At 37.3% G+C, this 279-nt stretch carries 1 protein-coding gene; it reads left to right on the forward strand.

Annotated features, from left to right (window positions below; all coding sequences use genetic code 11):
- Positions 1–7 precede the first annotated feature (7 nt).
- Complete coding sequence (locus tag ABS784_RS17075; protein ID WP_352513389.1) at positions 8–121, forward strand: flavin reductase family protein; 114 nt, start codon at positions 8–10, stop codon at positions 119–121.
- Positions 122–279 lie beyond the last annotated feature (158 nt).

A 279-nucleotide genomic window follows, 5' to 3' on the forward strand; every position in this document is an offset into this window, starting at 1 on the left:
TCATACATTGTTTATTGGAGAAGTTACAGATGTTCATTTTCAGGAAGATGCTGAACCGTTAATATTTTTCCAAGGAAAATACCGCGAATTAAAATCTCTAAAAGAAAGCGTCCATAGTTAACGATTCCGTTGAAAAGAGGGGAGCTCAATTTCTTTATCATAGTGTTAACACGGGCGATCGAGTAGCTCTCTTTTTCACGAACCGTACCATCGTATAGTCATAGAAACGACGGAAATTTAATGGTTATGAAACAGAATTTAAGCGTAAGAAGCAGGAGG

It is taken from the genome of Geobacillus sp. G4, assembly GCF_040327975.1.
Lineage (GTDB): Bacteria > Bacillota > Bacilli > Bacillales > Anoxybacillaceae > Geobacillus > Geobacillus thermoleovorans.